Annotated in this window: 3 protein-coding genes; 1 reads left to right on the top strand and 2 read right to left on the bottom strand. The window is 32.2% G+C overall.

Features of this window, described 5'->3' with window-relative positions; translation table 11 throughout:
• The first annotated feature begins 313 nt into the window (after positions 1–313).
• Positions 314–754 carry a hypothetical protein gene (locus RINTHH_RS00185; protein ID WP_008231390.1) on the top strand — a complete coding sequence of 147 codons (441 nt, stop codon included), beginning with the start codon at positions 314–316 and terminating at the stop codon, positions 752–754.
• Between the two features lie 2339 nt (positions 755–3093).
• Here the strand turns inward: RINTHH_RS00185 and menB are convergent.
• The gene (menB, locus tag RINTHH_RS00180) at positions 3094–3927 is read right to left on the bottom strand and encodes a 1,4-dihydroxy-2-naphthoyl-CoA synthase (protein ID WP_008231387.1); all 834 of its coding nucleotides are present in this window, start codon (positions 3925–3927) and stop codon (positions 3094–3096) included.
• Positions 3928–4331: 404 nt separating this feature from the next.
• On the bottom strand, positions 4332–6464 hold the full coding sequence (locus RINTHH_RS00175) for an NHL repeat-containing protein (protein WP_008231386.1): 2133 nt from the start codon (positions 6462–6464) through the stop codon (positions 4332–4334).
• Positions 6465–6792 lie beyond the last annotated feature (328 nt).

Genomic DNA, 6792 nt, shown 5'->3' with positions numbered 1-6792 from the left:
ATATGATTTAGAATCATGCTAATGAATAACTTTTTACCCTATCTGTTATGATTTAAAATCTTATTTTTGATCGATAGACTTTTTTAATGTATATTAAAAAAAGAAAGCAATAAAACTTATATTCAAATTAAATTGTATTTCGGACGATATAGATATCTAAGTTATAAAATCTATTTGTCTAATTTATGATTATAAATTGTAAATAATGGTATTGAGATTTGCTACTTAGATCATTAGAGTTCAGGTAATTCTAGTGGGAGTATTTTACTTCCTCTTCCTACTTATTTAATTAACTTCTTAACTACTTTGATACATGAGTAAAACATCAGAAATTAAATTGCACACTTATTTAGATTCTTTCCCAGATGAAGCTTTGAAAGAATTTGTAGAATGGTGCATTTTAGAGCAAGCAATAGAAGCAGGGTATGAATTTACCCCTAACCCTAAAAAGCTAGCTGATTTAGAAGCTACATATTACATTGAAGAATTGGTAGATCAATTTGTCAAAGCTACCAGGAATTCTATTGATGGTGGTTTAGCGATACTACTGGCAGGTAAAGAGGCAGATACCAACACTCTTGAAGGTGTACTAATTGTAGTAGATTTTATTTCACTGTATGTTAAGTATTTAGTTCCCAAAGGCACTAAAAATACTCTCCTTCCTGATGAAAAACTAGAAGAGGCTGAACAAGAACAGTTTAATAAGTTATCTGAAATTGCAAAAAAATATAATGTAGAAATGCAAATAATATAGATTGATGAACAATGATAGGAGTGGAATTCTTAAAAACTACCCCTATCATTGATATAGTAATATTACTGAATTGACTATATTTAGAAATTTTTTGTTATTCTTCTAATTCTTAAGTTGATATTTTTCTACTACATGAAGATATGAGCAACAGATACTAATCTGAAAATAAATATGTACAATAACCTATAATTTCAAATCTAAATTAATATTAACACTTTGTTTAGCCATTTAACTATTACAATACCAGATCTCACTTTTTAGCCATCTTACTTCTCCCCTATTTAGTTAGTTAAGCAAAATTGTTCGGCAGTGATTAGTTTGAAAATGGTAAATATTTCTCAATGATTTAAAATCAGATATGTGTATTTCTTAAGAGTAGTTTTGGATAGGTAGGCTTTCGTATTGGTCAGTAAGTACCAATCTGGTATTTTAGTTATGGATAGACTGCGGTGAGTATATTTTATTTTGGGTTCTATTGGTTTTTCACTTCAGATATCCTTTTAAAAATTGCATAATTTTGTCTGGCACACCATTCATAAAATGTGCAGTATTGATTTTCGAGCTTACAGTTGAATATCAATACAAGCAATAATAATAGGCTATTTTTTCATTCCTAGCTTCTATTATGTGCATTTTTAAGTGTTCTTGATTATCCTAAACCAAATAATCTTTAGTTAGTAACTTTATAAGAATCATACATAATGACCGAAGAGTTCTTGAATTATTAAAAATAGTGTGAAAAATAAGGGGCACTGTTTAAATCTACTAGGAGCTATATATACTTAAATATTCAGAGCATAAAGGAAAGTAATTAATCTTAACCTTATCTATAACTTATACAAGTAGAGTAAGGGCTTTATTGATACTTCCCTAAATTGTTAGTATTTCCCGCTTGGTGTTGAATTATATCAGCAGTTTAAGAATCTCTTGTATAGTTTTCAAACTATCTTAATTAGTTAGTAAATGACTAGGAGAGGTAATTTAATAAGAGGAACAAAGATATTTATAATATTCACCTTAAAGTTTTTCTTGGAATATGAGATGAATATCAGATGTGAGCTTGATGAAGCACTTTTTAAGTTTATTATAGGGTTATCTTCCATGATTTTTCTTATTTGTAATTTTCATTAAAAGTATTGCTCCGATATAAAATTTATAGGGAAAAAGTAGAAATTTAGATATTAAATGGCAGCAGTGCTCAATATTGAGACAGCATAAAATTAATAGTGATAAATATAAAGGAATACCTTTAAAACCCTATTCAATAGGGTTAATTTAAGTGATATCATAGATATACATACTGAGACAAAGCTTATAATACTTAACTAAGATGATGATATGATACAGTCAATTAATGAGGTTTTTGGTAGACGTGAGGAAGTCATTATTAATTTTCAGAAAAATAAAAATTTAATTGCTATAGTCAAAAGTAAAAATGTAATCGCAAGTGATAAGCCACCATATTTTAAGACAAGATAAATTTGAAGATATAGTAGTAAATATATATGGTAATATCACTGTTAAGAATGTGTTTGGGGTTTTTGGAAGTCTAAAAATATCACTGTATATTACTTTTGATTAATTAAATGTCATGATTGCGGTAAGGTCTTTAACCTCTGACTAGTAATATTTTCGATTATTCCTAACGCATAATAGTGTAATATTTTTGTAGCCTTTTCAAGGCTCAATAATAATTGTAAGTTGCTTAAGAATTGGAAGTTGAGTTAATAAAGTGTATGTTACTGCAATCGAATTCAAAATTATTATAATATACTTACTGATACTGAACTAGAGAAGTTTCATTTAATTATGATATAAAATAAAATTTATAAATAAAGAAAGGTATAAGATTTGTAGTTAATCTGTGAGTGATTGACAAGTATATACAATGTGAACCAGCTAAAAATTTTATTTGATGAGTTGCAAGCAGCATACAAGGAAAAATTGTTATGCCAGCTTAATATAATTTAGTGCTTCTCCTGAGATATTATGTCATTTTTATGAATTAACAAAGTTTTTATTCCTGGTAGATATTACAAAAAAAATTTTCTAATTTCATATCAATTATGACAATGTATAAATGGTTTTGCAATGCGACTAATTTTTAAAAAAGATATTGTTCTAATTTTCCCAGATTCTTAAGATGAATGTTGCAATAGGTTATTATTCCTGTAAGAGGAGCATACATAGCTTGGCTTATTCTATTTTTCTCTGAAGAAGTTGTGAAATATTAGTCCTTTATAGTTAATTAAATTCTCTGATTATTTACCAACAAGTATGATCTCAGGGTCACTAAACAAATCATCATATGGTATTTGTCTTTTGCATTCAAAACTCAATCAAGGTAACCAGGGATACTGGCTAAAATTGGGAGTACGTTTTTCTAAGAAAGCTTGTTTGCCCTCTGCACCTTCCTCCGTCATATAGTAAAGCAACGTGGCATTTCCTGCCAACTCCTGCAAGCCTGCTTGTCCATCACAATCTGCATTAAAAGCTGCTTTTAGACAACGGATGGCGATGGGGCTTTTCTCTAGGACTTCTTTTGACCATTTAACTCCTTCAATCTCTAATTTATCTATAGGAACAACACAATTAACTAGACCCATATCCATCGCCTGCTGGGCATTATACTGACGGCAAAGAAACCAAATTTCTCGTGCTTTCTTTTGCCCCACTATGCGGGCAAGATAACTAGAACCAAAGCCTCCATCAAAACTACCTACTTTGGGGCCAGTTTGACCGAAAATAGCATTATCAGCAGCAATTGTGAGGTCGCATACTAAGTGTAGTACATGTCCACCTCCAATTGCATATCCAGCGACTAAAGCAATGACAACCTTCGGTATAGAACGAATCAGTCTCTGTAAATCTAATATATTTAGACGAGGTATACCATCTTCACCAATATATCCAGATTTTCCACGCACACTTTGATCTCCACCAGAACAGAAAGCATATTTACCATCAGTATGGGGGCCATAACCGGTTAATAGAACTACACCAATATCAGTATCTTCACGTGCTTCTAAAAAGGCTGAATATAATTCAAATACTGTTTGGGGACGGAATGCATTACGTTTGTGGGGACGATTGATAACAATTTTTGCAATACCATCAGCTTTATAATAAAGAATATCCTTGTAAGTTTTAGCAGTCTGCCAGTCTATTAGCATTATTTTTACTTTAGATTATGATGATTAGCTATTATTAATTATTCATTGTATGCTACTATATTCAAATTGAAAATTATACAATTTCTAGTAGGGTAATTTAATTTTCCCAATCAGATTCGCATAAAAATATGCACGAATAAAAAAAGAAGTGAAGAAGCAAAAATAATATTATATACAGGTTGCAAATTTACAATAATACACTGATACAGTCAACTAGTATTACATAAATTAAACTATCCAAAGCTTAAAATTATAATAAATGGAGATATAGCAAACTTTTTTCTTCCTTTATCCTAAATTACTACTAGGATAAATAGATTAGGTTTTATGGGTGGAAAATAACCCACTTGGATAATGAATAAAGCAAAATTTTTTGCTTCAGATCCTTCACCTTATCAATAATCCTAAAATTTCAGTTTGTAGAAAACTACTTTCCCTTTCCAATCCTCCTCCACAAATACTAAATACTCTCCATTACTGCGACGTACTGCTCGAATACCATAGGGGATATCAATCCACCCACTCTCACTTGCCACCTCTTTTCCTGGTTTCAGAGTTTTCACTAACTTCCCTGTATTAGCTTGATAAATGTAAACTTTCGCCTGCTTAAAAGTAACTAAGAATATATAGTTTCCTGCTACACTCATACTTGCCGTTAGTACTTCTGGATTGTCTTGGGGATTATAGGGTACTTGCAATCGCCATCGTTGTTGAGGATATGTTGTATTCCAATTGTCATATCTTACTAATTCAGAGCCATACCACTTGGAATTATCACGGCTGGCAGGATGTTCTTTAGTAAAACCGGATAAGTACATGGTATCTGTTTCTGGTATATATTCAATTCGTCGTAAATCAGTGAAGATGTTTGGGGTTTTCTGTTTTTTCATAGTTCTGTAGCTATAAATGGGGTTACCCTTTGCATCTATCTCTTGTAAAGGGTAATGGCGAATCCCCATACCATCATGAGTGCGTAAAGTTTTCCATATATCTCCCTTACTATCTACCCACCAACCACCAATATAGGGGTAATCATAGTTGCTATCATATTCTCCCTGATCAAAAGCTCCATTACCATTATGATCACACCATATCCATTCCCCTTTATTCGGTTGTGTTGTAAGCCAATCTCCAGGAATTGCCTTTCCCCCTTTGCCATTCGTCCCCACAAACATACCTGCAGGAATAGCAATTTCCCCATCTGTCTTGGAGTTGAAGCGATAAATTTCTAGAAAACTATTGTACATATCCGTAAGGAACATGAAGGGTTTACCCTGGATAATACGAAAGAATACAGAAGTGGGGGATGTATGTAATCGAGGATCTTGCGGGTATTTAAATGGATTTAAGGTGTAAGCTTGATATTTCCACTGCTTGCCAACTGGTTTGCTGTAGTCCATATGGAAGTGCTCTTGTTTCGCAAATACATCCAAACCATCAGTCAAGGGGTTTATATCTACATTATCGATGAAATGCAACCCAAGTAATTGCCATTGGAGTTTCCCAGACGGTGAGAATTTGCGCAGATCAGTTCCACCGTGCAATCCACTATTCACATAAACATTACCCTTTAAATCGACACCTAGACCACTCAAGTCGTAAAGCTTCGTGTCAGCTATTATGCCAGGGGTATCAGCATAAACTCCTCCCTGAGTACCTAAAGTGCCTATTAAATTGGGGTTGTGTCTAATATTATAAATCAATATTTGCTGCCGTATACCATTATCTGCGACTAATAATCTCCCTTTTCTATCAACTACAACCGCAGTTGGTTTCCCTATATTATTAATAGTTCCCGATAATTGTTTGCCTTCAGGAGAGTAATGAAGGACTTTGCCAGTATTTTCTTGAATTAACCATAAGTTTTTATTTCTGTCTATAGTAATTTTGCCTGGATGAGAAACTGTAAAACTAATAATTTGCTTACCCAAATTATTAGTATCATAAACGCGAATCAGGTTGGCTGCTGCATCACTCACATATAAACGCTGGTTAGCCGTAGCCAAGCCTGTAATTGCACCTTTAGTACTAACAATCAACATACTATTATCCCAACCTCGTCCCATAGGAAAGGGTGCAGCTTTCCCAGCTAAATTGTACCTACGGACACAATACCAAGTAGTTCCGGAAGTTGGATAATCACCATTTGCATTAACTTCTGCTGATTGTTGCATTGCCACATATATATGCTTTTTATCAATTGCAATAGCTTTACCCCCATGTCTTCCCCAACCATGCAAGTCTTCAGCTTTGCCAATAATATTTCCATTGTGATAAATGCCAACTTCTCTACCTGCTTCATCCCAAATACTATTAGTGTAAACTTTTCCTTCACCATCAACTTGCATATCTTCTATTTTGATTTGTACCCACTTATCACCACCTCCAAAACTATTACCAATCCAGGAAGCTGTATAATCAGTTACGAGTACTCCTGTTCCTCTAAAACAAATACAAATTGTAACTGTAGTAATAATTACGATTCGTATTATACTGAGTCGAAATAGATATTTTATAAAACGAAAAAAATGAAGCATTATAGAGGACTTAAATCAGATATCATAAATGATCATGACGTGACTTCACATGAAAAAAAATAATATATATTATTCCTAGTAAGGTTATATGCTTTATATTCAGCTATTATTTTTTGTCCATAAATAATCTAACAAATTCTATAATTATAATATAGCTCACATATAAAAACGAAAAATAAAATCTTTTGTTAAAATTTCATAATTTTGTATAAGTTCACAAACCAATATAATATTCATGCTTCAATAATAAGTACACTCGACAAATATTTTGAGATTTAATTAATTTATTACGGCGGTTATATAAAGATTATTGATTATTTCTATTTAA

Origin of the sequence: Richelia intracellularis HH01 (assembly GCF_000350105.1) — a bacterium.
Lineage (GTDB): Bacteria > Cyanobacteriota > Cyanobacteriia > Cyanobacteriales > Nostocaceae > Richelia > Richelia intracellularis.
The sequence above is the reverse complement of the archived record's forward strand: the minus strand, read 5'-3'. Positions and strand labels throughout refer to the sequence as shown.